Genomic DNA, 25,188 nt, shown 5'->3' with positions numbered 1-25,188 from the left:
TTTTCTGATCAACCGGATCGGCTCGGCATGAACATGTCCACCCATATCAGCTCGCAGGCTTCCTCTTCCCCCGGCGTAGAGGCGGCTGACGTTGTACGTACGGAACGTGCAGGGCTGGATGCACTGGCAGAAGCACTGGAAAACCCCGTTGGGTTGGGTGGTGCCTTTGCTGAAGCGGTAGAGATAATTCTGGCGCTGCCGGGCCGGGTAGTTGTAACCGGCATTGGCAAATCCGGCCATATTGCCCGCAAGGTGCAGGCTACATTGGCCAGCACAGGCACGCCCGCCATATTTGTGCACCCGGCAGAAGCCTCTCACGGTGATCTGGGAATGGTGCAGAAAGGTGATGCCGTTCTGGCTTTTTCCAATTCCGGTGAAACAACGGAACTGGGAGACATTGCCGCCCACGCCCGCCGCTCGGGCCTGCCACTGCTGGCCGTAACCAGCCGTGCACATTCCACCTTGGCTTCTGCGGCCACGGTGGCGCTTACGCTGCCATCTTTGCCAGAATCCTGCCCGATGGGGCTGGCCCCCACCACCAGCACCCTTACCCAACTTGCATTTGGTGATGCCTTGGCCGTGGCCCTGCTACGCCAACGTGGTTTTACCGCCACGGATTTTGGCACCTACCACCCCGGCGGCCGCCTTGGCGCACGCCTGCGCACCGTGCGGGAACTGATGCGCACAGATAACGCCATGCCACTGGCCACCCCCAATACCCCCATGCGGGACGTTATTGTGGAAATGACGCACAAGGCGCTAGGATGCGTAGCCATTCTGGGCCAGAATGGCACCTTGGCGGGGCTGATCACGGATGGTGACCTGCGCCGCGCGCTTGATCACGACCTGACGACCACGCTGGCGAAAGATGTCATGAACGATTCACCGCTAACCATAGGGCCGGGAATTTTTGCATCTGAAGCCCTGCGGCTGATGAACGAGCGCAAAAGGCCCATTACATCCCTGTTTGTGCTGGATGATGACCGTAAACCCATAGGCGTTGTGCATGTGCATGACCTGATCCGAGCCGGGGTTGGATGACCAGCCCGGAAGACAAACGCCCGCAACGGGCCGATTTTGCCCGCTCGGAAGAAACCACGCGCCGCCAGCGCGAACGGCTTGCACCTTCCGCCCAGTTGCGCAAACTCCCGGATGCCGCCAAGCTGGCGCGCCGCCGCACTATGCTGCGCTGGGCCAAATGGGTGCTACCTGCCACGGCTTTGCTGCTGCTGGCCACCATTGCCGTGTGGCCCGAAGTAGACAGGCTGCTAAGCGCCAACCAAACCACCATTAAGGAACTGGCCAAGGTTAAGATTGAAAGCGGCAACCTGATAGGCGCTACGTATCGCGGGGTAGATGAACACAACCGCCCCTTTATGATTACGGCGGACAGTGCGCATCAGGTCAATGACAACCGTATGGATCTGATCCGCCCCAAGGCTGATCTGCTCACGCAGGGCGGAAGCTGGCTTTGGGTTGAATCGGAAAAAGGCGTTTACATGCAGCACGCACAGATTCTCGACCTAACCGGAGAAGTAACCCTGTATCGCGATGATGGCCTGATGATGCACAGCCCTGTAGCCGATATTGATGTCAAACGCGGCATTATTGCCTCCGATTCATGGGTGCGGGCAGAAGGGCCTTTTGGCTCGCTTGATGCCAAGGGCTATCTACTGGCCCAGCATGAAGGCATTGCCCAGTTCCGCGGCCCCGGCCAGTTGATCCTGAATGATGATCGCCACAGTGATTCAGCCCCCAAAGGCAAGGCTTCCTGATATGCGCCGCCTTTTTTCCCGCCCTCGCCCTGCCCTGCGTCTTGCCTCTGCCGTTATGGCGGCATTGCCATGCGCCATGCTGGCCCTTTCTGGCACAGCGCTGGCGCAGGCCATTGATATGTCTCACGGTGGGCAAATTACCGTAACCGCCGCCGGTGGGTTTGACTGGGACCAGAACCAGAAAAAAGTTACCGCCTATGATCAGGCAAAAGCCATCCGTGGGGATGTTACGGTTACGGCAGACAAGCTGATTGCCTATTACCGCAAAAAAGCCCCTGCCCCCGGCGCGCCAGACGCTAACACCCCGGCTGAGGCAAATGGTGCAAAACCGGCAAGCGTGCAGGCCCCGGCAGCCAACGGCACCACACCGGCCACACCTCCGGCCAGTACAGATCAGCCTCCACCAGCCCCTGCCACCAATGGCAGCGCAGATGCAGGTGGCCAGAAAGCCGCCGGAGGGGATGATCAGGATTCCGGCGCCAACGAAATTTTCCGGCTTGAAGCCATAGGCCACGTACATATCTTCACCCAGACCGATCAGGCATGGGGGGATAAAGCCGTGTACGACATGGATCAGGCCGTGCTTGTCATGACCGGCAAGGCCATGAAGCTGACCACCCCGCAGGATGTGCTGACAGCGCGGGATTCGATGGAATATTATTCGCAGCAGCGTATTTCCATCGGGCGTGGCAACGCTACCGTCACCACGAACGATCAGCGCCAGATCCGGGCTGATGTGTTGGTGGGCTACAGCGCCCCACCAGATCAGAACGCCCAGCCACAGCAGCAGGCCAGCAACAACAGCAGTTCAGATCCGCTCAGCAGCGGTTCGGGCAAGCTGGAAAAGGTGAACGCCTTTGGCCATGTATGGGTGCACACGCAAACAGAAATCGTAACGGGGGAACGCGGGGTGTATGTGCCTGATACCGGCATTGCCCGCATTGTTGGCAATGTCCATATCACCCGTGGACCAAACCAGATTCAGGGCGCTGCCGCCATTATCAACATGCACACAGGCATAGCCACCATGACAGAACGCCCCGGCAGCCGGGTAAGTGGGTTGGTTGTGCCCAATAACGGCGATACGTCGGACAGGAAATAAGCATGAATCAGGAAGTCACCTGGACGTCGGAAGAAACGGTTCGTGAAGAAGTTGTAGGCGTAGGCGTTGGGCCGGAACCTACTGACATTCATGCCCCGCATCGCCCCGGCCACGGCCTGTACGCACGCGGCATTGGCAAAAGCTATAAAAAGCGCGAGGTGGTGAAAAACGTTTCCATCGAAGTACACCGGGGGGAAGCTGTCGGGCTGCTGGGGCCAAACGGTGCAGGTAAAACCACCAGCTTTTACATGATTGTGGGCCTTGTGCAGCCCGATACCGGCTCCATCACGTTAGATGGGGCGGATATTACGCAGTTGCCCATGTATCGGCGCGCCCGGCTGGGCATTGGTTACCTGCCGCAGGAAGCCAGTATTTTCCGTGGCCTGAATGTGGAGCAGAACATTCTGGCCGCCTTGGAAGTGGTAGAGCCAGACCCAGACCAGCGGCAGGTGATGCTGGATGGTCTGTTAAGCGAATTTGGTATCAGCCATCTGCGCCGCTCGCCTTCCCTTGCTCTTTCAGGGGGGGAACGCCGCCGTCTGGAAATTGCACGCGCACTGGCCAGCCAGCCCCATTACATTCTGCTGGATGAACCACTCGCTGGTATTGACCCCATTGCTGTGGGGGAAATTCGTGATCTGGTATCCCACCTCAAAGATCGCGGCATTGGCGTGCTGATTACCGACCATAACGTGCGTGAAACGCTGGAAGTGATTGACCGCGCCTATATCATGCACAGTGGTCAGGTGCTGATGCAGGGTGTGCCAGAAGAAATTGTAGCCCATGAAGATGTGCGCCGCGTGTATCTGGGTGAAAGCTTCTCGCTTTAAGCTTTGGCCATTTGCGCCAACACGTTGGATGGCCCGGAGTCTAATATAGTTACAGGCGCACCCACCTCTATTATGCCGGGCTGTTCTACCACTGCGTTTTGCGCAAACATTATCCCTTTAGGCGTGCGGTGGAACGATGCCAACGTGGCCAGAGGCTCCTTGGGGTAAGGCACTTCTGCTGTGGTCTGATCAATCGTTGTCACCACACAGCGCGAACATGGGGCCAGAATACGTAAAATGGCTGTGCCAACACGTATGCGCAGCCAGCCATCCTCGGCCCACGGTGCTGCGCCTTGCACCACAATATTGGGCCGAAACCGCGCCATAGGCACAGCCTGCCCCAAAGGCAAACGCGCGTTTAAATCCGCCAAAGATGCCGTATTAGCCACAAGCAGCGGGTATCCATCTGCAAAGGAAACCGGAACATCTGCCTGATCCAAATGGCGCAGGCGCGCTTGCTGGGGTGTATCCATCCACACCAGCCTGCACGGTTGCGCTAAAGCCTCGGCCAGCCAAACCGCTGCGTCTTTCCCCGCATCCCGTGCCTGCACCGTATCTTTCCATACGGTAACAGAGCGCATGGGCGCATTGGTATCTGGAAAGCGCACAACGCACGGGGGCATATTGGCCTTGCCCAGTTCCAGCCCTTGTGGCGTAGGCAAAGCAGATATCAGCGCCATATCCCGGCAGGTTCTTTGGGTTATAAACCGGCCTTGTGGATCTGTAATCATCCACCGCCGGTCTGCTTCCAGCCCCCAAGGCCATAATCTGGCTTGGGTGGGAGAAAGCCCGCGCAGTCCCTTAACAGGGTAAACATGCACGCCAGCAACGCTTAAATCTGTCATGCAGCAAACTCCCTGTATATCGCCAAACCCCTAACTAGCGGCGGTGCCCCGCATGGCGCAGCACCAGCTTTGGGGGTGGAAACTGAACCGGTGCAGGTTGCACAAGCTCTGGTTCAATAGGTGCTGGTGCAGGCGGAATAACCAGAGGCAGCTTGATAAAGCGGATAGCAACCCGTGCTGCCGGATTGGGCCGCGGGGCTATTTTTTCATGCGCCAGATGCCATACAAACGCGCCGTACAGCACACCCAGCCCAGCCATACAGCCCAGCTTAACGCGCACCATCTGCCCGCGGGGCATTTTAGGCATTTCAACCGGCGGAGCAGAGCGCAGCAGCATGGAAAATATACTCTCCTGTCAACAACGGCAGGCAGGCTGCCCCGTATTGTTCTGGCCTTATTGTGTATTGTTAGGCATGGCTGTTTGCCCACTGCAAGCCTGCTAAGTGCTTTTTACGCAGCCATGCAACCGAGAGGCCTAGCCCTGCATTATATTTAAAACAAAGGCATGGACAGCAACCGCCACCCATGCCCAAATGTGAAAGAAGCGTTACAAACACTTCGCGTAACGTAACAAGGCTAACCAGTTGAACCTGATAAAACCCGGTTCTGGTATGGCACCGGTGTTTATTCAGATCTGGAGATTCTGCCACTTAGCAGCAAGGAACGACGTTCTATGCATATTCAGGTTTCAGGTAAACAGATTGATCTGTCCGATGCGCTTAAGCACCGGGTCAATTCCCACCTCGGCAACCTAGCGGAACGATATTTTGACAAAGCCCTGCAAGCACAGGTGACATTCAGCAAGGCGCGTTCGTTCTTTACCTGCGATATTAATGTGCGCACAGGCAGTGGCCTTGTATTGCGCGGTGAAGGCGAAGCCGCAGATGCTAATGGGGCATTTGATGATGCCGCTGAACATATTGCCAAACGCCTGCGCCGGTATAACCGCCGGGTTACATCCCACACACGCGGCGCCCAAAGGCAGGCAACAGCACAAAGCGGCCGCACCTATGTGCTGCAACCGCTTAATGAAGATCCGTTGCCATCTGAAGACAGCACAGAAAAACCCGTGCTTTCCACCCAGCCAGAAGGCACGGATACAGAAACTTTTGCCGCCATTATTGCCGAACAGCCCACGGATATTCCCTTACTAAGCGTTGGCGAGGCCGTTATGCGGCTTGATCTGGCAGGTATTTCCTTCCTGCTGTTCCGTAACGCGGCCAACGAGCAGGTGAGCCTGGTTTACCGGCGGGATGATGGCAATATTGGGTGGATTGATACCAACCCACGCTAAGCCAACAGCGTGATGCGCATAAAAAAGGATCGGCTCATCACCGATCCTTTGTTTATCTGGAAAGACTGAATGGCCCTTGGGCCGCCGCCGCTACTGCAAGCTGGCGGGGATCATATCGTTCTGTACAATTGCGCCCCATGCCGTTTCCAGATCTTCCACCACAGCCAGCAAAGATCCGTCCGCCGCGTAAATGGCGCAACCCACTTCATCATCTTCCATCAGCGCTGGGCGCGTATAGGCAACCTCCCGCAGCCCAAGGGAGCGGAACTGGCTTTCTGAAAGCTGGCGAACATTTGCTGGGCGTTCAGCCGCATGCGGCATAACGGGGGCGCTACCGTTGTAGATGGAACTTTTCATGGCGTCCTCCTTATTGGGTCAGCTTTCATCCACGTCCATCACTGGGCGCAGCATGCGCGATGAGCGGGTTTTAAGCACGCTGCCGCTACCAGCAGCAGGCGCGCGGCCATTTTTTTGCCCACCCTGCACAATTTCAATGCGTTTCACACGCACCTCCGGCTGGGGGCGAAACAGGTCTATATGCAACAGACCGTTATCCAGCCACGCCCCGCCAATTTCTATCCCTTCCGCCAGCACAAATGCTTTTTGGAACTGGCGAGAGGCAATCCCTCGGTGCAGAAAAACGCGTTCTTCTCCGTCTTCCATCTGACGACCACGAATAACAAGCTGATTATCTTCCTGCGTAATCTGCAAGTCATCCATTTTAAAGCCTGCTACGGCCAAAGTGATCCGTAGGCCGTTGGGGGCAATCTGCTCAATGTTATAGGGCGGATATCCATCGCCCGATCCCTTGCTGGCGCGTTCAAGCATCTGCTCCAGATGGTCAAACCCTAAAAACATGGGTGAGCCAAACAGTCTTCCAGACATCCAAGCCTCCTCCTTCCTTGAGCGAGACAGAAAAATCAGACCCGTTACAGCATCTGATCTTATCACGATATGGGATAGGCCCGCTGACACGCAACCCCGCCCCCATGCCTGTATCTGGCCAAATGGGGGTATTGGACAACACACTGTGGCGGTGGTGCAACAGGTTTTAAGGCCAGAGGCAGATTTTCCCTGTGTTTTCCTCTGGCATCAGGCGCAGTGGAGCGCTACATCCCGCAGTATGACACACGCAGCCAATACAGACATCTCTTTTTCTGCTGCATCGGATGGCGCAGCACCCCTTCAGATCCTTACGCCGCCGCACCCTGTGCTGCGCCAAAAGGCGCGGCTGGTAAAGCCGGAAGACGTGGCAGACATTCGCAAGATTCTGCCCAACATGTTCTCGGCCATGTATCAGGCCCCCGGCATTGGGCTTGCCGCGCCGCAGGTGGGCCTGAGCCAGCGCTTTCTTCTGGTTGATCTGGGAGAAAAGGATGCGCGGGACCCGATTGTCATGATCAACCCCGAAGTGATTGCAGAAACCGAAGACATGGCCGTGCGGGAAGAAGGCTGCCTTTCCCTGCCCAACCAGTATGCGGAAGTTGTGCGCCCGGAAAAGATTCGCGTGCGCTGGAACAACATCAATGGCGATGTGGTGGAGCGCGAAGCCGAAGGCCTGCTGGCCACCTGCATCCAGCACGAAATAGACCATCTAGAAGGCGTGCTGTTTGTGGACCACCTTTCTGCCCTGCGCCGCAACATGATCCTGCGCCGTCTGGCCAAGGAACTAAAGCGTAAATAAGCTTAAGGGGCCGCCAACCATGCGTCTTGTCTTTATGGGCACGCCGGATTTTTCTGTTCCGGCGCTGCGTGCGCTCCATGCCGCGGGGCATGAAATTGTTGCTGTGTACTGTCAGCCGCCTCGGCCCGCAGGGCGCGGCAAAAAACTTCAGGCTTCCCCCGTGCAGCAGGCGGCGGAAGAACTGGGGCTGCTGGTGCGCCACCCGCTCTCTCTGCGTAAAAATGAGCAAGAATGGGCGGATTTTGCAGCACTACAGGCCGATGCCGCCATTGTGGCCGCCTATGGGCTTATTCTGCCCCAAGCCATGCTAGACGCCCCGCGCCTTGGCTGCCTGAACATTCATGCCAGCTTGCTGCCGCGCTGGCGCGGTGCCTCCCCCATCCAAAGCGCCATTCTGGCCGGAGATACCCAAAGCGGTGTCACCATCATGCAGATGGAAGCCGGGTTAGACACAGGCCCCATGTTGCTGCGTGAAGCCGTGCCCATTACCGCCACCACAACCGCCACCAGCCTGCATGATGCCCTGAGTGCTCTGGGCGCAGATATGGCGCTGCGTGTGCTGGCCGATATGCCCGCCCCAACCCCACAACCAGAAGAAGGCGTAACCTACGCCCCCCGCCTAACGCGTGAGGATGGGCGCATAGACTGGGCCAAAACCGCCACGGAAATAGACCGCCAGATTCGCGCACTTACACCGTGGCCCGGCACCTTCAGCACCCTGCCTGATGGCACTGTGCTGAAAATTGGCGCAGCCACCCCCCTGCCTGATACCAAGCACAGCGCCCAACCCGGCACAGTACTGGATGATGCCCTGACCATTGCCTGTGGCAACGGCGCCGTGCGGCTGAACCGCCTGCAAAAACCGGGCCGCGGCATGATGGATGCTGATGCCTTCCTGCGTGGCCAGCCTTTGGCCGCTGGCACGCTTTTAGGGGCCAAACAGCCAGACGCCGCATGATGGAAGAAGAACTTGCTCCCGTTCAGCGCTGGGCCGTTAAACTGGAATATGATGGCACCGGCCTTGTGGGCTGGCAACGCCAGAAATCCGGCCTTTCCGTGCAAAGTTTGTTAGAAGCGGCGGCTGCACGGCTGGCCGGTAATCGGCCTGTAAGCAGCATTACCGCCGGGCGTACAGATTCCGGCGTGCATGCGCTGGCACAGGTGGCACATCTGGATTTTCCCGCAGATGTGCGTTTCTCTCGCCATTCTGTGCGGGAGGGGCTGAGCTACCACCTCAAACCGCATAACGTGGTGGTGCTGGATGCCGCGCAGGTGGATACTGACTGGAGCGCTCGTTTTTCTGCCACGTGGCGTTCATACCAGTATCGTATCCTCAACCGCAGATCGCGCCCTACCTTGCTGGCAGGCAATGTGTGGCACGTTAAAAGCACGCTGGATGTAGAAAAAATGCAGGAAGCAGCCAATATTCTGGTTGGCCCGCATGATTTCACTTCTTTCCGCGCCGTGGCCTGCCAAGCTCATAGCCCTATGCGTACGCTAGACCAGCTAGATGTTTCCCGCCACGGAGATGAAGTGCTTGTTTTTGCCAAGGCCCGTTCCTTTTTGCACCATCAGGTGCGGAACATGGTGGGCACGCTTAAACTTGTGGGGATTGGCGCTTGGCAGCCAGAGCGTGTGGCAGAAGCTCTAGAGGCCCGCAACCGCTGCGCCGCAGGCCCTACCGCCCCGCCAGAGGGGCTTTACCTAAACGGCGTGGGGTATGATCCAGACCCGTTTGATTAAAACAGGTCTGGCACAAAACTTTCTTCAGGAATTGTTCATCACAATCATGGGCTGGAGCAGATCGGTCAGCACCTTGTAGTGGGGTGGCAGCAGCGCGGCCAAACCATACAACGCCAGCGTGGCCAACAGCACAGAGGCATACAGCACAAAGGCACGTCCACCGCTAATGCTTAAGCCCACGCGGGCAACAAACCATTGCAGCCAGAGTTCATACACAGCGGCTGTCATCACCAATGCGGCCATAAAGCCCGGCTGTTGCGCAATGGCAGGAAACAGCAGAGCAGCCAGCAGCGTAGCGGCCAGAGAAATCAGCACCACAACCCAGTTGCACCATGTGGCTGCCGTAATGTAGCGCAGCCATAGCGCCCCACGCCCCCAACGCTGGGCGTAAAAATGAGACACAACAGCAGGCAGCAAGGTAACGCACAAGGAAAGCAGAACCTTGATAAGCGCCATAATCTTGTCGGTCTGGAGGAAGACCTGCAACAGCCCCACCACCAAAAACGCCAACTGCGGTGCAAGTGCTGCGCCAAAAGCATCCAGCGTGCCATCAAAACACGCTATGCCATCTCTGCGCCCACTGGCCAGCAGCAACATGCCCTGCAATGTACGCCGGATAACACCGGGCTTGCTGGTATCGGGAATCATGCCTGCGCTCCTTCCAGAAAAGTCTGATAGATCCGTGTCAGCATTTCCAGATCCGCAATATCCGTGTGTTCATCAACTTTGTGAATACTCGCCCCCACCAGCCCGAATTCAGAAACCGCACAATACCGGCTGATAAAGCGTGCATCCGATGTGCCGCCCCCGGTATCCAGCTTGGGTGTGCGGCCTGTAACCTGCTGAATGGCCTCTACAAGGGCTGTGGTTTCCTGCGTGGGAGACGTAAGGAAAGATTCGCCGCTGATCTTGGTTTCCACGCGGGAACGCGGGGCATGCTGGCGGCAGATAGTTTCCACCCAGCCCTTGAGCGCGGCACCTGTATGCAGATCATTAAACCGAATGTTCAGCCGTGCTTCCGCCCGTGCGGGAATAACATTGGTGGCTCCATTGCCCACATCTACACTGGTAACCTGAAGGCTGGAGGGTTCAAAATACTCGGTGCCGTTATCCAACGGCGTGGCGCGCAAAGCTTCTAACACGGCCAGCAGACGATGCACCGGGTTATCTGCCCGATGTGGGTAAGCCACATGCCCCTGCGTACCTTCCACCACAATATGCGCGTTCAGGCTGCCACGGCGGCCTACCTTCACCATTTCGCCCAATACCTTGGGGTTGGTGGGTTCACCTACCAGACAGTAATCGGGAATCTGGTTGTGTTGCGCCATCCATTCCAACACCTTTACCGTGCCATAGGTGGCGGGGCCTTCTTCATCCCCGGTTATCAGAAAACTGATGGAGCCTTTGCCCGGCCCTGCGGCCACATGCCGCGCCACGGCAGAAACAAAAGATGCAATGCCGCCCTTCATGTCACACGCGCCGCGGCCGTACAGCACGCCATCCACAATATCTGCCGCATAAGGGGGGTAAGACCAATCGGCCTCATCCCCCGGCGGCACCACATCGGTATGGCCCGCGTAGCAGATATGGGGGCTGCCCGTGCCCAAACGGGCAAAGAAATTGGGCGTGCGCTCCGCACCCTCACCAAAGGGAAGATGCGTTACCTCAAACCCCAAGCGCTCCAGCATGGCTGCAAGCAGATGCTGAGATGCGCCAGGATCTGGCGAGACAGAAGGCAGACGGATAAGCGCCTGCGCCACTCCAACCGGATCTGTCAGTGCCAGATTGGCCGGAATACTCACCTGCGCTGCGTCCGCCATGCTTTTCTGCCTCTTTTCGCTTTTTAGTCTGCCAGATCAGTCACGCAGCAGATCGTTAATGGAGGTTTTGGAACGCGTGCGTTCGTCCACCCGCTTAACAATAACAGCGCAGGCCAGAGCAGGATTGGGGCGGCCATCCGGGCCAACCGGCTTGGAAGATGGCATGGTGCCGGGCACGACAACAGAATAAGCCGGAACGCGGCCCATGTAGATTTCACCCGTTGCACGATCCACAATCTTGGTGGAAGCCCCAAGGAACACGCCCATGGAAAGCACGGAGCCGCGTTCCACAATCACGCCTTCTGCCACTTCGGAACGTGCGCCGATAAAGCAGTTATCTTCAATAATCACCGGGGCAGCCTGCAACGGTTCCAGAACGCCGCCAATGCCTGCGCCACCGCTGATATGGCAGTTTTTGCCAATCTGGGCACAGCTTCCAACAGTGGCCCATGTGTCCACCATGGTGCCGCTATCTACGCGTGCGCCCACATTTACAAAGCTGGGCATCAGCACAGCACCGGGCGCAATAAAGGCGGAGCGGCGCACAACAGCACCCGGCACCACGCGGAAGCCAGCCTTATCAAAACGGGCCTGATCCCAGCCAGCAAACTTCAGCGGCACTTTGTCATACGCAGGAGCACCTGCTGCGCCACCGGGAATGGCTACGCTATCATTCAGACGGAAGGAAAGCAGAACAGCTTTTTTCAGCCATTCATTCACCTGCCAGCCATCTTCCTTGGGTTCGGCCACACGCAGCGCACCAGAATCCAGAGCTTCCAGAGCCGTTTCAATGGCTTTGCGGTCTTCCCCCGTTGTAGCGGAGGAAATCTGGTCCCGCTTTTCCCACAGGGCTTCAATATGCGCGCGCAAAGTTTCGTTGGTCATAACACACCGTCAGACAGGATGGACAAACACCGGGCCTGCACCACAGCCCCGGCAGAAAAAACACAGAGCGACCATGCGGACACACACGCAGCGTGTCAACGCATGGCACCCCGGAAAATGGCAGGCAACCGCGGCGTTATTCCGCCCGGATCATGGTGCCGGAGCCAGATGCCGTAAACAGTTCCAGCAGGCAGGCATGGGGCATGCGGCCATCAATAATGACGGCGGCACGCGCACCGGCCTGCACGGCCTGAATGCAGGTTTCCACCTTGGGGATCATACCACCGGTAATCACACCATCCTCAATAGCCTGCATGGCCTGCGCGGCTGTGAGTTCGGGTATCAACTTACCATCGGCATCCAGCACGCCGGGCACATCTGTTAGCATCAGCAAGCGCGTGGCATGCACCGCACCGGCTACAGCACCCGCTGCCGTATCGGCATTGATGTTGTAGGTAGCCCCGTCTTCCCCAAAGCCCACTGGTGCAATAACCGGAATAAGGCCAGAGCCAGACAGTGCATAAATCACCCGTGGGTCTACCTTTATGGGTTCGCCCACAAAGCCCAGATCCAGCACGCGTTCAATCTGGCTTTCCGTATCCCGCACCTTGCGCTGCAATTTGCGGGCGGTAATCATTTTACCGTCCTTACCGGAAATACCAACGGCCAGCGCGCCTTCACGGCTGATAAGCTCCGCCACTTCCTTGTTCACGGAGCCAGCCAGAACCATTTCGATAACATCCACCATATTGGCATCTGTTACGCGCAAGCCATCCACAAAGGTGGAAGGAATTTCCAGCCGCTTGAGCATCTGGTTAATCTGCGGGCCGCCGCCATGCACCACAACCGGGTTGATACCCACCAGCTTGAGCAGCGCAATATCGCGCCCAAAGGTTTTGGCCAGATCTGCATTACCCATGGCGTGGCCACCATACTTGACCACAATGGTATCTCCCGCATAGCGGCGCAGATACGGCAGGGCTCCGGCCAGAATGGCGGCTTCCTGCGCCGCATCATGATGGGAATGGGAAGAAGGAACCCGTGGTTCTGTCATGTTCTGCACGTCCTGCTTGTCATCATCAGATCATGGCGCCTTGGGCAGGGCAAATTCTGCCAGTTCCGCCCGCAAGCCCTCAATACCTTCACCTGTCTGGCTGCTTGTTAAAGACAGGTAGGGAAAAGCCGCAGGGTGGCGGCGAATTTCCGCTTCAACTTCTGCCTGCTTGCGTGCCAGCGGGCCGGGTTTAACGCTATCGCATTTGGTGAGCACAACCTGAAAACTGACGGCCGCTTTATCTAGCAGATCCATCACTTCCAGATCATGGGCTTTCATTTCCACCCGAGCATCCAGCAACAGCACCACACGCTGCAAACTTGGGCGGCCACGCAGGTAATCAAACATCATATCCTGCCAATCTTCCTTTACGGATTTGGCAGCTTTTGCGTAGCCATAACCCGGCATATCCACCAGCATCAGCCGGTCTGCCAGATTAAAAAAGTTGAGCTGCTTGGTGCGCCCCGGTTCGGAAGATGCCCGCGCCAGCGTTTTGCGGCCCGTAAGCGCGTTTACCAAGCTGGACTTACCCACATTGGAACGCCCGGCAAACGCAATTTCTGGCAAGGTTTGCGGTGGCAGTTGCCCCAGCCGTTGCGCGCCAAACACAAATTCGCATGAACCCGCAAAAAGCCGCCGCCCCTCTTCCAGGGCGGCGGCAATACGGGCTTCATCCTTTAGTTCTCGGAAAGAGGATGCGGCATCATCTGTCATTTGGGCTTAACCAGTTGGGGTTTGGCATCTGCCGCTTTGAGGCGGGAGATGATGACAACCTGCTGCACAGCCGTAAGGATGTTGCTCCAGCAGTAGTAGATCACCAGCCCAACCGGCTGCCGCGCCATAAAGAACGTGAACAGCAGCGGAATGAACATCATCACCTTCTGCTGTGATGGGTCCATGTTGGCAGAGCTGGAGCTCACCTTCTGCATCAGGAACAGCGTGGCCCCATACATGATCGGCCATGCACCCAACGCCAAGAAAGGCGTGATGTGGGTGGGATCAAACGGGATAAGACCAAACAGGTTGAACAGGTTGGTGGGGTCTGGCGCAGAAAGATCTTTCACCCAGCCCACAAACGGTGCGTGCCGCATTTCGATGGTGACGTACAGATCCTTATACAAGCACCAGAATACAGGCGCCTGAATAAGCAGAGGCAGAAAGCCCCCGAACAGATTGACGTTTTCCTGCCGATACAGCGCCATAATCTGCTGCTGCATGGCCATTGGGTCATCCTTCAGGCGGGAGCGGATAAGATCCACCTGCGGCTTCAGGCGCGCTGTTTTCCATGTCATGCGCATCTGCTTGATGGTGAGCGGCAGAAAGGCCACTTTCACAATCACGGTAAACGTTAGCAGCGCTAGGCCAAAGCTGCCCAGATGTTCGTTCAGCCAATCCAGCACAAAGAACACAGGGCGGGTAAGAAAGGAAAGCCAGCCAAAATCCACGGCTTTCCAGAACATGGGCACGTGCAGGTCTTTTTCATACTGTTCAAGCAGGCGCACTTCCTTGGCGCCCGCAAACACGTGGGCCTCGGTAGAAGCTGTCTGCCCCGCGGCCACCTGCACAGGTGCTGTGGCCGTAAAGCCAACCTGATACGCGCCCTGTGCTGCCTGAAAACCATAAGTGCCAATTACGTTGGCGTTCTGGTCTGGCAGCACGGCCATCAGCCAGTATTTATCTGTAATACCAGCCCAACCGCCGGTGCCCTGATGGCTCCATGCAATGTTGTCTGGCGGTACGCCACCCGTGCGCACCGTTTTGTAGGACCCTTCGTTCAGGCGGCCATCAATAACCGAGATCGGGCCTTCATGCACCAGCATGCCGCCGGTTTCTTCTGGCGTGTAACCACGGTTTACGCGGTAGAAAGGATACAGCGCCACAGCCTGCCCGGTGCTGTTATGCACCTGCTGGTTGATGGTGAACATGTAGTTCTGATCCACCGACAAGCGGATATCAAAGGTTAGGCCCTGCCCGTTATCCCAAGAAAGGGTAAGCGGGTGTTCGGCATCCATCTGGGTGCCAGAGGCTTTCCACAATGTGTTGGCATCTGGCAGACGCACAGAAACATCGGACGGCGCACGCCAGCCGAAATCTACATAATCTGCATGGGTGGAAGCGAAGTTAAGAACACGCACATCCGGGCTATCTGGCTTTACGGTTTCCCGATAATGCTTGAGCACCAGATCATCCAGCCGTGCGCCACGCAGGTTTAGCGTGCCCTGTACGGCAGGGGCGTTAATGGCCACACGGGTTTCCGGGCCATCCTTTACCGGGGCAGCGGCTTCTGCCTGCGTGTTTTCAGCCGGAGCGGCTGCACCAGAAGAGGCAGGGGCCGAAGGCGCTACAGCATGTACGCCCTGCTGCGGCGGTGGCACGGGCTGATGCTGCGGGAAAAAATAGTCATACCCGAAAAGTACCAGAGCTGACAGCAATGTTGCCAGTATCAGACGTTTTGAATCCATAAGCTCCGGCCTTGCGGCCCCCTGCACATACAAATTGGAAAACTTAACACCCGTAAAAAACCCGGAGTCTTAAACGGCATACAGGTTCCAGCGCAGGACGAGCATGAATGCAAGGCAGGATATCAGGAATCCCGCTGGCACAACGCTAATGCTTTACGGAAATCAGCCACCAGCGCCACAAATGGGCGATTTATGGTGGCGCTACGGCCTATAAGAACAAGGTCCAGACCGTTTAGCGGCGTATCGGCTTCTACAATACGCACAACTTCGCGCAACCTGCGGCGCACGCGGTTACGCACCACGGAGTTGCCGACCTTTTTGGTAACCGTAAAGCCTACACGCGCGACATCCGTATCCGGACGCCGGAAAAGCTGCAAAACAAGCCCCGGCACAGGCGCTTTACGCCCGCGAGAAGCCAGAAAGAGGAATTGCTTCCTCTTTTTAAGCCGCAGAGATCGTGCAGATTCCGCCGCTGGCTGCTCCTGCGCTGCAGGCCCGTCCATCAAGCCGGACTGCCGGACAGTTCTTACGCGGAAAGGCGCTTACGGCCTTTGGCACGACGGTTGCCGATGATCTTGCGGCCACCAACGGTTGCCATACGCGCGCGGAACCCGTGACGACGCTTGCGAACCAGCCGGGACGGTTGATAAGTGCGCTTCATGGCGGCACTCCCTTACTATTTGAATACGGTTATCCGGTGGCCTGTTAAAGACCACGCCTCTTGAAGCTGCGGCTTATAGAGTTCAGATAAGGAACCGTCAATCTATACCGTAGAGTCGTTACCGCAGCCTTGCGGCAGAATCCCCCGCAAGATGGAGAAAAACATGAACACCATGCCCTTTCCCGCCCGTGCCGCAGCCGTTATTTTCTGCCTGCCCGTAGCAGGTGCCGTGCTGGCCGGAGCGCTGGGGCTGGCCTTCCCCGTTGCGTTAGGGCCTATTATTTGTGCGGCAGCTTTAGGCGCATGGCTGGGCATAAAGCTGCAACCACATACAGCCGCCCCCACTCCGGCGGCTGCACCTCCAGCACCGGCCCCAACAACAGATTCCAAACTGCGGCACGATATTCGGGGCATTGTCTCCCCCGCCATGCTGGCAGCAGAGCAGCTTGATACATATTCCGACCCAGCAGTACAGAAAGCTGCCAAGACCATTAATGATTCGCTAGACCGCCTGACCGCACGACTAAAGCAACACCCGCAAAGCTAAGCTGCCTTTATTCAGCGCGCTCGATCAACTCGACCTTATAACCATCGGGGTCTTCAACAAAAGCAATTACGGTGGTGCCAAATTTTACTGGCCCGGCTTCTCGCGTCACCTTGCCACCACCGGCCCGCACACGTGCTACCATTTCCGCCACATTAGGCACGCCTACGGCAAAATGACCAAACCCGGTGCCCAGTTCATAGCCGTCATCTTCACCCCAGTTATAGGTTAGCTCGATTTCAGCTTGCCCGGCAGCATTATCTGCATAGCCGATGAACACCAACGTATAACGTCCTTCCGGCACCTCGCGTCGGCGGAGTTCGTGCATGCCCAGCAGTTTGTAGAACGCCAGACTTTTCTCCAGATTGCGCACCCGCACCATGGTATGCAGAAAACTTGCCATCTGTTTGCTCCTTGTTTTGAAGTATCAGGCAGACTGCGCGCTTGTTCCTGCATCTTCAACAGGATTGAAGGCCAGAAGAAACAAGCCCAGCCGGTCTGCTTCCTCTATACAACGCTGCCTGTCTGTCAGCAGTGTGTGGGCGGCCTCAAACGCAATACCGCGCAGGCCTGCCGCATGGGCATTCTGCACGGTTACAGGCCCTATTGTGGGCATATCCGCCCGTTTTTCCTGCCCCGGCTTAAGCATTTTTACCAGAACGCCACCTTCACCCGGCTGCCTGCATTCACCTGCACGGGCCAGCATACGGTCTGTGCCTTCCATGGCCTCTACCGTTAGCACAACGCCATTCTGCACCACGCAGCCCTGCCCGATATCCAGCCGCCCCAGCGCCTGCACCACAGTAATGCCGCGCTGAATATCTGCTTGTGCCTGTGCATCTGGCTGCATGCGGCCCAATATACCGGGTTGTGCCACAGCCTGCGTAAGAAATTCGTGCGCTCCACGAATGTGAAAGCCTTCCTCGCCCAAAATGCGCACAAGCGCACCCAGCAGGCCATCATCCCCCGCAAACAGAGCACGGCCTAAACGCGCCAGAATACGCGCGCCCTCGGCATCCGGGCGCAAATTGCGCAAGGAAGGCCGACGGATTGGCCCGATAAGAACCAGATCCGAACAATGATGTTGCCGTAAAAGGGAAAGCATACGCCCGGCTGCACCCAGCCGGACACATTCGTGCGGCCAAGGGCCGATCACTTCGGGTTCGGCAAAACCTTCAAACCCCAGAATAAAAACAGGCCGCCCTGCTGCTGTGGCTGCTTCTGCCACTCTGCCCGGCAGAGGGCCACCGCCCGCCAGAATACCAACAGCAGAAGGTGTGCTCACGCGCCCTCGGTTTCTGCACGCTCCAGATCCTGCCGTGCGGGGCGCACAAGGCCACGCCGACTAGGAGCATCTATAAAGTCCAGAATTTCACGCACACGGGGGTTATCACCAAATTCTGCACGCACCCGTTCCAGACGCACAGAAAACGGATCTTCCCCACAGCCATTTTTAGGGTACAGCGTAAGAAACGCCTTACGCATCCGATGGATTTCATCAGACTGCACGCCATTCCGGCGCAGCCAGATCCAATGCAGGCCAATTAGCCGCGCGCGGTTGCCCAGCACACTGCCGTAAGGAATAACATCGGCTTCCACCCCAGCCACACCGCCCACAAGGGCTGCATGCCCAATGCGGACAAACTGATGAATGGCAGCGGAGCCCATAATACGGGCATCATCCTCAATGGTAACATGCCCGCCCATCACCACGTTATTCACGATAATAACGCGATCACCCAGCACGCAATCATGCGCTACGTGGGCGTTGGCCATGATGAGCACATTCTGCCCCACCTTGGTAAGACCAGACCCCGTGGCGGTGCCACGATGGATGGTAACGTGTTCACGCACCACTGTACCAGCCCCGATCTCGCACCGGGTTGGCTCACCTTTATACTTCAAGTCCTGCGGGGCCATGCCCACGGTGCAAAACGGAAAATAGCGTGAACCCGCCCCCAAACGTGTGTGGCCATCGACCACCACATGAGAGATCAGCTCAACCCCGTCTTCAATCGTGACATCTGGCCCGACAGAACACCAAGGGCCGATAACCACCCCCTGCCCAAGCCGCGCACCGGGAGCAACAAGAGCCGTTGGGTGGACAACGGTTGATCTGGCTTCCTCTGCAGCGTGCACCAATTCAGTTCCTTATTTCCGTTCACCGTTGGCCGGGCAAATTTGCCCTACCTTACCCTTTTGTAAAAAAATCTGGGCAGTTTAGGGGCAAACCTGACTTGCCTTAACAGAATGATGTGAACAGGCCGGGTTCTCAACCCATAATCATGGCGCTGAATGTGGCTTCCGCCACCACAGTGCCTTCTACGCGGGCTTCACCGCGGAATTTCCACACATTGGAGCGATGGCGTTCCTTGGCCACATGAATGCGCACCTGATCCCCCGGCTCTACCGGGCGGCGGAATTTTGCGCCTTCAATGGTCATGAAGTACACCAGCTTGCCCTCAAAGTCCTTACCCAGTGTAAGCACAACCAAGGTTGCGGCGGTTTGCGCCATAGCCTCAACCAGCAATACACCCGGCATAACAGGGCGTGCAGGAAAATGCCCCTGAAAGAATGGTTCATTGACCGAAACATTCTTGATACCTGTTGCCTCTTCTCCCAGGACGATATCTTCCATCCGGTCGATCAGAAGAAAAGGATATCTGTGCGGAATCGCCTGCATGATACGGTTGACGTCAATTCTGTCGATCGTCTGAGCGTCCTGCTGCGATTCTTGTTTCGTCTCCACGTCCCCGAAACCACCCTTTGCGCCGGTAACAAGCACCGACCTTAGTTTATCCCTTGTCCGAACCGTTCTTGGCCGATCCAGACGCTTTTTTTGCCAGCTTGCGCAATACCGCTACGTTCCGGAAAAATTCCCTGAACGGCATAGCTGGGCTGCCAATAACATCCGCGCCGCCTTCTATATCCGACATTACGCCACATTGCGCGCCAATACGCGCCTTTGCACCAATGCGGATATGCCCGATAAGGCCAGCCTGCGCGGCAATTGTTACATAGTCTTCCAGCACGGTGGAGCCAGAGATCCCGGCCTGCGAAACCACAATACAACACCGCCCCAGACGGGCGTTGTGGCCGATCTGCACCAGATTGTCGAGACGTGATCCTGCACCAATAACCGTATCATTCACCGAACCACGGTCAATTGTGCTGTTGGCACCAATTTCTACATCGTTTTCCAGCACCACGCGGCCAAGCTGCGGCACGGTTTCAAACCCTTGCGGGCCAACTGCAAAACCGAACCCATCCTGCCCAATGCGGGAGCCAGGCAGAATAATAACCCGTTCGCCCAACACAGCGTGGGAGAGTGTAACATGGCTGCCAATGCGGCAATCCTGCGCAAGCTGCACGCCATCTCCCACCACGGCGTGGGAACCGATAATACAACCCGGCCCAATTTCCGCCTTGGCCCCAACCACCACAAACGGCCCAATTTCTGCCGTGGGGTCTATGCTGGCTGTGGGGTCTATACATGCTGAAGGATGCACCCCCGCACGCGCTGGCACCCGTGGGTGAAACAACCGCGCAATGCGGGACCACACCAGATACGGCGTGCCCGTTACCAGTGCGGCACACCCGGCAGGCACCTTATCTGCAAAAGCAGGTGCAACAATCACCAGCCCGGCCTTGGTTTGCTCCAGCAAAGGGGCATACCGGCGGTTATCCAGAAAGCTGACATCATGCGGGCCTGCGGCCTGTAGCGGCGCAATACCCACAAAGCGTTTTTCTGGCAGGGCACCGGCTTTAGGCAGCACCAGTTCCGCCCCTGCGGTTTCAGCCAGCGTGGCCGCATCAAACGGCCCCGCCCGGGTGAAAAAACGCGGGTCTGCCGGCCCGGAAAATGTTGTACCCTCAGCCACGATTACTGCTGCCCGGCTGCCGGTGCCACTACTGGAGCCGGACCTGTGCGCGGGCCCTGATCTGCATCTGCCGTTGTGGGCATTTTGCCAGATTTAGCCAGTTCTTCGGGGTCTACATTAGCTTCTGGAATGAATACAGACGGCAGAATTTTGTTTAGCTGCACGGCCACTTCGTTGGTGATATCCTGCCCATCAACATGCAGGGCCACCTGTTCGCTATGCAGCACAAGGTTCATGCCATGTGCGGCAGCCACTTTCTGGATAACCTGCACCAGCTCACGTTCAATCTGGCCCAAGGAAACCTGTGCTGCTTCCTGAATGATGCGGTTGCGGTTACGGAAATCGCGCTGCGCTTTCATCACGCGGGCTTGCAAGCTGCGTTCACGCGTCTGAATCTGCTCGGATGTCAGAGACTTGGCCTGTGCCTGAAGTTTCTGCTGTTCATCACGCCAGCCAGCCTGTTCCTTCTGGAGATCCTGCGCCAGTTCATCTCGGCGGCCACCCAAAGTACGTTCAACCTGCATGGCTGCGGAAGACTGACGCATAACGCCGCCAACGCTAATTACGCCAATAACTGTTGTGGGCGGCGGAGCTTCCTTGGCAACTTCTGGCGCAGATGGAATAGGCGGCAACGGCAGTACGGGCGGAGCCTGATCTGCTTCCTGGCTATCTGCTGGCGGTGCGGGCAACTGCACCGGAGCGGGAGCGCGACGGGCCGCAGCCGGATGCTGTGCCGGAGCCTGTGCAGCAGGCTGCTGGGTTTTGGGCACAAACCACCCGCCCCCATTCTGCGCCTGTGCACAAGGCACAAAAGCCGAAGAGAAAGACAGGACAACAGCCCCCAGCAGGGCAGTTCTGGTGGAAAAACGCATCATTACCTCAGAATTGCTGGCCGAAGCCAAAGCGAAGGAGCTGCGTGCGGTCATTATGGCTCCGCATAACTGGCACACCCAGATCGATGTTCAGCAAACCAAACGGACTTTTCCATGAAAAACCAGCACCAGCACTTACACGTGGGCGCAATGTATCACCGCTGACAGGCGTGTAATAGATACCATCATTCGCCTTGCTTGTATAAAGGCGCTTCACACGCAAACCAGCGACACTCCCTGTATCCACAAACGCACGCCCGCCAATACCCATGTCAGACAGGAACGGAATAGGGAAGTTAAGCTGGGCAGAAGCGTTATACATAAAGCGCCCACCCAACAGATCTTCGGACGAATGGTTGAGGATACCCACACTACGCGGGCCTGCACCACCATCCAAGAAGCCGCGCAGGTTGTTACCACCCAGATAGAAGTTATCAATAATATCGTGGCGGCCATTACCCCAGTCAGCCATGTACCCGGCGCCACCACGCACCATGAATGTCCAGCTATGGCTGTTGGTAATATCATCCAACGGCACATAGTACGCGCCGTTAACCTTACCGCGGACGTATTTTTCATCGCCACCAATACCGGCAAAGTCACCGCCAACAGACACATAGTACCCACTATGCGGCGCCATGCGGTTATCACGCGTATCATACATAAGGGTGGTGCTCAGCTGCGAGAGCAAAGACTTACCCTTCTGATCCAACACGTAGTAGGAGGACTGATCCCATGTATCACCCACCCAACGGCGGATCAGGCTGTAGTTCCATGATTGGGACAGATAGCGGTTGTACGAATACCCCATACGCAGGGTGATGCCGTAGCGCCCTTCAGAATAGTTCTGATAGGTCTGGTAGTTGTTTTCAACAAAGAAGATATCCGCACCAGCAACAAGGTTGCGCCCCATAAATGCAGGGTTGGTGATGGAGATATCCGCCTGTTTTTGCCACTGCGAAACGGTGCCAGAGAACCCGGCATCAACCCCGGTGCCCAGCAGGTTATGCTGTTTTAGCCCAACGTTACCGATCACACCCACGTCGGTTGAGTAACCGCCACCAAGCGAGAATTCCCCGGTGGGTTTTTCCACCACGTTCACCGCAACGTTGGTGCGATCAGGCGTAGACCCCTGAGCGGTGGAAACATCCACGCTTTTAAAGAAGCCCAGATCCTGCACAGCTTCCTTGGCGTATTTCTTGTAGCTGGTGGTGTAGGGGTCACCCTCAGCAAACGGCAACTGACGGCGAACCACATTATCCTGCGTGATGGTGTTGCCGTTCACATCAATACGCTCAACGTAATGGCGTGGGCCTTCGCTCACATCAAACAGCAGGTTGACTATCCGCTTTTCCGGATTACGGGCAATGGTGGGGCGTACTTGTGCAAACGGATGCCCTTCGGCCTGAAGGATTTCCTCCATATCCGTAGCGTTATCCTGCACGGCCTTGCCATCGTACCACTGATGCGGGAACAGCTCGACATACTTACGCAAAGATTTAGCTGGCACATGGCGCAGGCTGGAGCGGATATCCACCTTACCCAAACGGTAACGCACACCTTCATCCATCGTGAAGGTGACGTAGAAAGACTTCCGATCCGGCGAGAGCTCGCCTTTTACGTCCTTGATCTGAAAATCCACAAACCCGTTGCGCAGGTAAAACCGGCGCAGCAATTCTGCATCGTATTTAATACGTTCGGGGTTGTACTCATCGGATGAGGACAGGAAGTGGTACCAAGCTGTTTCCTTGGAAGAAACAACGCCTGCCAGACTGGATTCGCTGTACGCCTTGTTGCCTACAAACGCAATCTTGCTGATAAGTGTCTGCGGCCCTTCGTTAATCTGGAAAACCACATCCACACGGTTATGCGCCAGCTTGATAATCTGTGGCGTTACCACCGCAGCAAAGCGGGCCTTCTGGGCGTACACTTCCAGAATACGCTGCCGATCATCCGCCGTGGTTTCGGCCGAGAACACTGCACGCGGGCGCAAAGCCAGCACCTTTCGCAGGTCTTCATCCTTAGCGGCGTGGTTCCCCTCGAACACGATACGGTTGACGATGGGGTTTTCCTTCAGGCGCACCAGCAGGATGTTGCCATCACGGCGCAGCGTAACATCCTTGAACAGGCCGGTGGCGTAAAGAGTTTTGAGCGAACGATCCAGATCATCCTGACTGAACGGGTCCCCCACACGCGCAACCATATAGGACAGCACGGTGTTGGTTTCGATACGGGTGTTACCCGATACCCGGATATCTTCAATATATCCGCCCGTAGGCGCAACAGATGATGTGGATTCGGAAAGGCGCGGCGTGCGCGCATGTATGGCGCGGGATGGCGCCACCACCGCAGCAGGTGCGGCGGCACTTGTACCTTCTGTTGATGCGGCGGATGCCTGTCTGCCATCCACCATCACAAAAGGTAGCACACAGACAGAAACGAACAGGGCTGAACGCTTACCCGTCAAGATCTGCTTCCTTCCATCCGGGTCGCTTTTCGTACGAAAGCCCATCTTCCGTTCTCATTCCGCCCGCAACGGGAGGTATCCGAAATCACCCCTGTCACGCAAGCACTTCCCTTCCTGTTCCCGCCGTCATTCATCCTACAAGCGAAGCAATCCACCTGAACAGGCCAAAACCTGAAAGGTCATTGAACGTGGAGAACAGGAACAGGCCCGCAAGCAATGCAAAACCAACCTGAAAACTGATCTCTTGCACCCGCTTGGAAACCGGGCGGCCTCTTATTGCCTCTATGGCATAAAAAACCAGACGTCCACCATCAAGAAGCGGCACGGGGAAGAGATTAATCAGCCCAAGGTTAACAGAGAGCAGCGCCATAAAGGACAACAGGCTGGCAAACCCATACTGCGCCACCTGCCCGGAAAGTTGCGCAATCTTGAGCGGACCGCCCAAATCTTTGGCTGTATGCTGGCCGGTTAGAATCTGCCACACGCCATCCAGCGTTTGCACGCTGGCGTTCCATGTGGCTTTTACGCCCGCCACCACAGCCTGCGGAAATGGCAGTGGCTTACCAACTTCCGTGGCAAAAATAATACCAAGCTGACCATGCGGCTTTTGAGGAGTCGAATCCGGGGCCTTGCCGATGGTAATGGGCAACGTCACGCTCTGTTCGCCACGTTTTACGGTGAGCGTGGTTTGTGCCCCAGCCTGCGTGGAAATGGAGGCCTGAATATCTTCCACGCCGGTAACATCATGGCTGCCGATACGCTGAATGACATCGCCCTGTTGCACACCAGCCACAGCCGCTGCGCCATTTGGCATAACGGTTGCAATCTGATCGCGCACATGCGGCTGGCCTGTTGTGGCAAACAGCACAGCAAACAGCGCAAAGGCCAAAATGAAGTTAAAAATCGGGCCTGCCAGAATAACAATAGCGCGGGAAAAAACCGATTTATCGTGAAAGGTACGGCCCTTTATCCACGCAGCTTTTTGCTCTGGGGTCGCGTCTTCGGGGTCTTCAAACCCGTGGGGGCGCACGTAACCACCCAAAGGAATGGGGCAGATACGCCATTCCGTGCCGGATTTATCGCGCCAGCGGAACAAGGCCGGGCCAAACCCAAGCGAGAACACCTCAACATGCACGCCACGCCACTTGGCCGCCAGATAGTGGCCAAGTTCGTGAAAGCTCACCAACACACCCAGCACGAAAACGAAGGAAAGCAGTGTACGCAGGTAATCGTGTATCATCATTCTTCCGATATCGGCTGGGGGCTGCG

Annotated in this window: 29 protein-coding genes; 9 read left to right on the top strand and 20 right to left on the bottom strand. The window is 56.9% G+C overall.

Translation table 11 applies throughout. The features are described 5' to 3' along the window. Nucleotides 1-27 precede the first annotated feature (27 nt). Genes FKW31_RS08940 through lptB form a run of 4 tightly spaced genes read left to right on the top strand, consistent with a single transcriptional unit; the run spans nucleotide 28 to nucleotide 3,707 of the window. Nucleotides 28-1,041, top strand: a complete 1,014-nt coding sequence (locus FKW31_RS08940; RefSeq protein ID WP_006116320.1) for an SIS domain-containing protein — start codon at nucleotides 28-30, stop codon at nucleotides 1,039-1,041. Further along, on the top strand, nucleotides 1,038-1,775 hold the full coding sequence (lptC, locus tag FKW31_RS08935) for an LPS export ABC transporter periplasmic protein LptC (protein ID WP_019089779.1): 738 nt from the start codon (nucleotides 1,038-1,040) through the stop codon (nucleotides 1,773-1,775). The genes FKW31_RS08940 and lptC overlap by 4 nt, the downstream gene beginning before the upstream one ends. A 1-nt stretch (nucleotide 1,776) precedes the next feature. Further along, a complete protein-coding gene (locus FKW31_RS08930; protein ID WP_150178358.1) occupies nucleotides 1,777-2,877 on the top strand; it encodes an LptA/OstA family protein in 1,101 nt (366 codons plus the stop codon). A 2-nt stretch (nucleotides 2,878-2,879) separates the two neighbouring features. Then, the gene (lptB, locus tag FKW31_RS08925; RefSeq protein WP_006116323.1) at nucleotides 2,880-3,707 is read left to right on the top strand and encodes an LPS export ABC transporter ATP-binding protein; all 828 of its coding nucleotides are present in this window, start codon (nucleotides 2,880-2,882) and stop codon (nucleotides 3,705-3,707) included. Here lptB and FKW31_RS08920 read toward each other — a convergent pair. Both FKW31_RS08920 and FKW31_RS08915 read right to left on the bottom strand, forming a co-directional pair. After that, entirely contained in the window at nucleotides 3,704-4,552 is an 849-nt protein-coding gene (locus FKW31_RS08920) for an MOSC domain-containing protein (RefSeq protein WP_006116324.1), read from the bottom strand. The two genes, lptB and FKW31_RS08920, sit on opposite strands and share 4 nt — an antisense overlap. 34 nt (nucleotides 4,553-4,586) lie before the next feature. Beyond that, nucleotides 4,587-4,889 (bottom strand): hypothetical protein, encoded by a 303-nt coding sequence (locus FKW31_RS08915; RefSeq protein ID WP_150178357.1) that lies wholly within the window; start codon nucleotides 4,887-4,889, stop codon nucleotides 4,587-4,589. Between the two features lie 336 nt (nucleotides 4,890-5,225). Here FKW31_RS08915 and hpf point away from each other — a divergent pair, with 336 nt between their 5' ends. Beyond that, nucleotides 5,226-5,846, top strand: a complete 621-nt coding sequence (gene hpf, locus FKW31_RS08910; RefSeq protein ID WP_006116326.1) for a ribosome hibernation-promoting factor, HPF/YfiA family — start codon at nucleotides 5,226-5,228, stop codon at nucleotides 5,844-5,846. Between the two features lie 90 nt (nucleotides 5,847-5,936). Here hpf and FKW31_RS08905 read toward each other — a convergent pair whose 3' ends face one another. Both FKW31_RS08905 and FKW31_RS08900 read right to left on the bottom strand, forming a co-directional pair. After that, the gene (locus FKW31_RS08905) at nucleotides 5,937-6,203 is read right to left on the bottom strand and encodes a hypothetical protein (RefSeq protein ID WP_006116328.1); all 267 of its coding nucleotides are present in this window, start codon (nucleotides 6,201-6,203) and stop codon (nucleotides 5,937-5,939) included. Between the two features lie 18 nt (nucleotides 6,204-6,221). Continuing rightward, a complete protein-coding gene (locus tag FKW31_RS08900) occupies nucleotides 6,222-6,731 on the bottom strand; it encodes an Hsp20 family protein (protein WP_006116329.1) in 510 nt (169 codons plus the stop codon). 238 nt (nucleotides 6,732-6,969) lie between these two features. Here FKW31_RS08900 and def point away from each other — a divergent pair, with 238 nt between their 5' ends. The 3 genes from def to truA are packed head-to-tail and all read left to right on the top strand — an operon-like array spanning nucleotide 6,970 to nucleotide 9,273. Continuing rightward, nucleotides 6,970-7,530, top strand: coding sequence for a peptide deformylase (gene def, locus FKW31_RS08890; protein ID WP_035354273.1), 561 nt, complete (start codon nucleotides 6,970-6,972; stop codon nucleotides 7,528-7,530). A 19-nt stretch (nucleotides 7,531-7,549) separates the two neighbouring features. Next, nucleotides 7,550-8,488: a methionyl-tRNA formyltransferase gene (fmt, locus tag FKW31_RS08885; RefSeq protein WP_006116331.1), complete on the top strand. Its 939-nt coding sequence runs from the start codon at nucleotides 7,550-7,552 to the stop codon at nucleotides 8,486-8,488. After that, the gene (truA, locus tag FKW31_RS08880) at nucleotides 8,485-9,273 is read left to right on the top strand and encodes a tRNA pseudouridine(38-40) synthase TruA (protein WP_150178356.1); all 789 of its coding nucleotides are present in this window, start codon (nucleotides 8,485-8,487) and stop codon (nucleotides 9,271-9,273) included. Before fmt ends, truA begins: the two co-directional genes overlap by 4 nt. Nucleotides 9,274-9,297: 24 nt before the next feature. On the opposite strand, the gene FKW31_RS08875 is transcribed toward truA, so the two are convergent. From FKW31_RS08875 to rpmH, 8 genes are all read right to left on the bottom strand, one after another. Further along, nucleotides 9,298-9,921, bottom strand: coding sequence for a hypothetical protein (locus FKW31_RS08875; protein ID WP_035354101.1), 624 nt, complete (start codon nucleotides 9,919-9,921; stop codon nucleotides 9,298-9,300). Continuing rightward, on the bottom strand, nucleotides 9,918-11,093 hold the full coding sequence (gene dapE / locus FKW31_RS08870) for a succinyl-diaminopimelate desuccinylase (RefSeq protein ID WP_006116334.1): 1,176 nt from the start codon (nucleotides 11,091-11,093) through the stop codon (nucleotides 9,918-9,920). The genes FKW31_RS08875 and dapE overlap by 4 nt, the downstream gene beginning before the upstream one ends. A gap of 36 nt (nucleotides 11,094-11,129) precedes the next feature. Then, the gene (dapD, locus tag FKW31_RS08865) at nucleotides 11,130-11,978 is read right to left on the bottom strand and encodes a 2,3,4,5-tetrahydropyridine-2,6-dicarboxylate N-succinyltransferase (protein WP_003622584.1); all 849 of its coding nucleotides are present in this window, start codon (nucleotides 11,976-11,978) and stop codon (nucleotides 11,130-11,132) included. Nucleotides 11,979-12,114: 136 nt separating this feature from the next. Then, a complete protein-coding gene (argB, locus tag FKW31_RS08860; RefSeq protein WP_012812628.1) occupies nucleotides 12,115-13,032 on the bottom strand; it encodes an acetylglutamate kinase in 918 nt (305 codons plus the stop codon). 30 nt (nucleotides 13,033-13,062) lie between these two features. Further along, complete coding sequence (yihA, locus tag FKW31_RS08855) at nucleotides 13,063-13,746, bottom strand: ribosome biogenesis GTP-binding protein YihA/YsxC (protein WP_006116339.1); 684 nt, start codon at nucleotides 13,744-13,746, stop codon at nucleotides 13,063-13,065. Then, the gene (gene yidC, locus FKW31_RS08850; protein WP_150178355.1) at nucleotides 13,743-15,494 is read right to left on the bottom strand and encodes a membrane protein insertase YidC; all 1,752 of its coding nucleotides are present in this window, start codon (nucleotides 15,492-15,494) and stop codon (nucleotides 13,743-13,745) included. The genes yihA and yidC overlap by 4 nt, the downstream gene beginning before the upstream one ends. A 122-nt stretch (nucleotides 15,495-15,616) precedes the next feature. Next, complete coding sequence (gene rnpA, locus FKW31_RS08845) at nucleotides 15,617-15,997, bottom strand: ribonuclease P protein component (protein WP_050793129.1); 381 nt, start codon at nucleotides 15,995-15,997, stop codon at nucleotides 15,617-15,619. Between the two features lie 23 nt (nucleotides 15,998-16,020). Then, the gene (gene rpmH / locus FKW31_RS08840) at nucleotides 16,021-16,155 is read right to left on the bottom strand and encodes a 50S ribosomal protein L34 (protein ID WP_035354109.1); all 135 of its coding nucleotides are present in this window, start codon (nucleotides 16,153-16,155) and stop codon (nucleotides 16,021-16,023) included. A 151-nt stretch (nucleotides 16,156-16,306) separates the two neighbouring features. On the opposite strand from rpmH, the gene FKW31_RS08835 reads away from it, so the two are divergent. After that, nucleotides 16,307-16,702 carry a hypothetical protein gene (locus tag FKW31_RS08835; RefSeq protein WP_150178354.1) on the top strand — a complete coding sequence of 132 codons (396 nt, stop codon included), beginning with the start codon at nucleotides 16,307-16,309 and terminating at the stop codon, nucleotides 16,700-16,702. Nucleotides 16,703-16,709: 7 nt separating this feature from the next. On the opposite strand, the gene gloA is transcribed toward FKW31_RS08835, so the two are convergent. The 8 genes from gloA to rseP all read right to left on the bottom strand — a co-directional run bounded on the left by gloA (nucleotide 16,710) and on the right by rseP (nucleotide 25,162). Then, entirely contained in the window at nucleotides 16,710-17,102 is a 393-nt protein-coding gene (gene gloA, locus FKW31_RS08830; RefSeq protein ID WP_003622570.1) for a lactoylglutathione lyase, read from the bottom strand. A 24-nt stretch (nucleotides 17,103-17,126) separates the two neighbouring features. After that, nucleotides 17,127-17,984: an LpxI family protein gene (locus FKW31_RS08825; RefSeq protein ID WP_150178353.1), complete on the bottom strand. Its 858-nt coding sequence runs from the start codon at nucleotides 17,982-17,984 to the stop codon at nucleotides 17,127-17,129. Then, nucleotides 17,981-18,838 carry an acyl-ACP--UDP-N-acetylglucosamine O-acyltransferase gene (lpxA, locus tag FKW31_RS08820; RefSeq protein WP_035354279.1) on the bottom strand — a complete coding sequence of 286 codons (858 nt, stop codon included), beginning with the start codon at nucleotides 18,836-18,838 and terminating at the stop codon, nucleotides 17,981-17,983. The genes FKW31_RS08825 and lpxA overlap by 4 nt, the downstream gene beginning before the upstream one ends. Before the next feature lie 133 nt (nucleotides 18,839-18,971). Next, on the bottom strand, nucleotides 18,972-19,409 hold the full coding sequence (fabZ, locus tag FKW31_RS08815) for a 3-hydroxyacyl-ACP dehydratase FabZ (RefSeq protein WP_306302303.1): 438 nt from the start codon (nucleotides 19,407-19,409) through the stop codon (nucleotides 18,972-18,974). A gap of 85 nt (nucleotides 19,410-19,494) precedes the next feature. Further along, the gene (gene lpxD / locus FKW31_RS08810) at nucleotides 19,495-20,580 is read right to left on the bottom strand and encodes a UDP-3-O-(3-hydroxymyristoyl)glucosamine N-acyltransferase (protein ID WP_150178352.1); all 1,086 of its coding nucleotides are present in this window, start codon (nucleotides 20,578-20,580) and stop codon (nucleotides 19,495-19,497) included. Nucleotides 20,581-20,582: 2 nt separating this feature from the next. Continuing rightward, complete coding sequence (locus tag FKW31_RS08805; protein WP_006116349.1) at nucleotides 20,583-21,455, bottom strand: OmpH family outer membrane protein; 873 nt, start codon at nucleotides 21,453-21,455, stop codon at nucleotides 20,583-20,585. A 4-nt stretch (nucleotides 21,456-21,459) separates the two neighbouring features. Next, a complete protein-coding gene (gene bamA / locus FKW31_RS08800; RefSeq protein ID WP_063353689.1) occupies nucleotides 21,460-23,964 on the bottom strand; it encodes an outer membrane protein assembly factor BamA in 2,505 nt (834 codons plus the stop codon). Nucleotides 23,965-24,049: 85 nt separating this feature from the next. Next, on the bottom strand, nucleotides 24,050-25,162 hold the full coding sequence (rseP, locus tag FKW31_RS08795) for an RIP metalloprotease RseP (RefSeq protein WP_150178351.1): 1,113 nt from the start codon (nucleotides 25,160-25,162) through the stop codon (nucleotides 24,050-24,052). Nucleotides 25,163-25,188 lie beyond the last annotated feature (26 nt).

The sequence above is a fragment of the Acetobacter sp. DmW_136 genome, from assembly GCF_008690365.1.
Lineage (GTDB): Bacteria > Pseudomonadota > Alphaproteobacteria > Acetobacterales > Acetobacteraceae > Acetobacter > Acetobacter oryzifermentans.
The sequence above is the reverse complement of the archived record's forward strand: the minus strand, read 5'-3'. Positions and strand labels throughout refer to the sequence as shown.

Coding starts and splice junctions, on each gene's coding strand:
- FKW31_RS08915 (WP_150178357.1), bottom strand. CDS start 4,889: ATGCTGCTGCGCTCTGCTCCGCCGGTTGAAATGCCTAAAATGCCCCGC.
- argB (WP_012812628.1), bottom strand. CDS start 13,032: ATGACAGAACCACGGGTTCCTTCTTCCCATTCCCATCATGATGCGGCG.
- gloA (WP_003622570.1), bottom strand. CDS start 17,102: ATGGCAAGTTTTCTGCATACCATGGTGCGGGTGCGCAATCTGGAGAAA.
- FKW31_RS08805 (WP_006116349.1), bottom strand. CDS start 21,455: ATGATGCGTTTTTCCACCAGAACTGCCCTGCTGGGGGCTGTTGTCCTG.
- truA (WP_150178356.1), top strand. CDS start 8,485: ATGATGGAAGAAGAACTTGCTCCCGTTCAGCGCTGGGCCGTTAAACTG.
- FKW31_RS08875 (WP_035354101.1), bottom strand. CDS start 9,921: ATGATTCCCGATACCAGCAAGCCCGGTGTTATCCGGCGTACATTGCAG.
- hpf (WP_006116326.1), top strand. CDS start 5,226: ATGCATATTCAGGTTTCAGGTAAACAGATTGATCTGTCCGATGCGCTT.
- FKW31_RS08930 (WP_150178358.1), top strand. CDS start 1,777: ATGCGCCGCCTTTTTTCCCGCCCTCGCCCTGCCCTGCGTCTTGCCTCT.
- FKW31_RS08920 (WP_006116324.1), bottom strand. CDS start 4,552: ATGACAGATTTAAGCGTTGCTGGCGTGCATGTTTACCCTGTTAAGGGA.
- dapD (WP_003622584.1), bottom strand. CDS start 11,978: ATGACCAACGAAACTTTGCGCGCGCATATTGAAGCCCTGTGGGAAAAG.
- lptC (WP_019089779.1), top strand. CDS start 1,038: ATGACCAGCCCGGAAGACAAACGCCCGCAACGGGCCGATTTTGCCCGC.
- fmt (WP_006116331.1), top strand. CDS start 7,550: ATGCGTCTTGTCTTTATGGGCACGCCGGATTTTTCTGTTCCGGCGCTG.
- FKW31_RS08905 (WP_006116328.1), bottom strand. CDS start 6,203: ATGAAAAGTTCCATCTACAACGGTAGCGCCCCCGTTATGCCGCATGCG.
- rnpA (WP_050793129.1), bottom strand. CDS start 15,997: ATGGACGGGCCTGCAGCGCAGGAGCAGCCAGCGGCGGAATCTGCACGA.
- rpmH (WP_035354109.1), bottom strand. CDS start 16,155: ATGAAGCGCACTTATCAACCGTCCCGGCTGGTTCGCAAGCGTCGTCAC.
- yidC (WP_150178355.1), bottom strand. CDS start 15,494: ATGGATTCAAAACGTCTGATACTGGCAACATTGCTGTCAGCTCTGGTA.
- def (WP_035354273.1), top strand. CDS start 6,970: ATGACACACGCAGCCAATACAGACATCTCTTTTTCTGCTGCATCGGAT.
- bamA (WP_063353689.1), bottom strand. CDS start 23,964: ATGGGCTTTCGTACGAAAAGCGACCCGGATGGAAGGAAGCAGATCTTG.
- FKW31_RS08835 (WP_150178354.1), top strand. CDS start 16,307: ATGGAGAAAAACATGAACACCATGCCCTTTCCCGCCCGTGCCGCAGCC.
- FKW31_RS08940 (WP_006116320.1), top strand. CDS start 28: ATGAACATGTCCACCCATATCAGCTCGCAGGCTTCCTCTTCCCCCGGC.
- dapE (WP_006116334.1), bottom strand. CDS start 11,093: ATGGCGGACGCAGCGCAGGTGAGTATTCCGGCCAATCTGGCACTGACA.
- yihA (WP_006116339.1), bottom strand. CDS start 13,746: ATGACAGATGATGCCGCATCCTCTTTCCGAGAACTAAAGGATGAAGCC.
- rseP (WP_150178351.1), bottom strand. CDS start 25,162: ATGATGATACACGATTACCTGCGTACACTGCTTTCCTTCGTTTTCGTG.
- FKW31_RS08900 (WP_006116329.1), bottom strand. CDS start 6,731: ATGTCTGGAAGACTGTTTGGCTCACCCATGTTTTTAGGGTTTGACCAT.
- lptB (WP_006116323.1), top strand. CDS start 2,880: ATGAATCAGGAAGTCACCTGGACGTCGGAAGAAACGGTTCGTGAAGAA.